Raw genomic sequence first — 259 nt, 5'->3', positions numbered from 1 at the left:
GAGGAGTGGCGCACGTCGTCGTCCGCGTACCGGCGGGCAGGCCACCGGGTCGAGGTGGTGGCCGTGGCGACGCCGGAGGCGTGGAGCCAGCTCGGCCTTGTGGACCGCTTCCTGTCCGAAGCGATCACCGGCGGCGGCCGGTACGTGTCGTGGGAGAACCACGACGCCTGCGCCCAGCAGATGCTCCAGACCCTGGCGGTCATCGAGACCGAGCAGCTGGCCGACCGCATCACCGTCGTGCGGCGCGACAGCACGGTGC

At 72.2% G+C, this 259-nt stretch carries 1 protein-coding gene; it reads left to right on the top strand.

The features are described from left to right. The coding region (locus ACSNOK_RS34925; RefSeq protein WP_436784722.1) for a zeta toxin family protein at positions 1 to 259 on the top strand (259 nt) is incomplete at both ends.

It is taken from the genome of Streptomyces sp. URMC 126, assembly GCF_051386555.1.
GTDB lineage: Bacteria > Actinomycetota > Actinomycetes > Streptomycetales > Streptomycetaceae > Streptomyces.
This window is presented reverse-complemented; position numbering and strand designations above follow the sequence as displayed.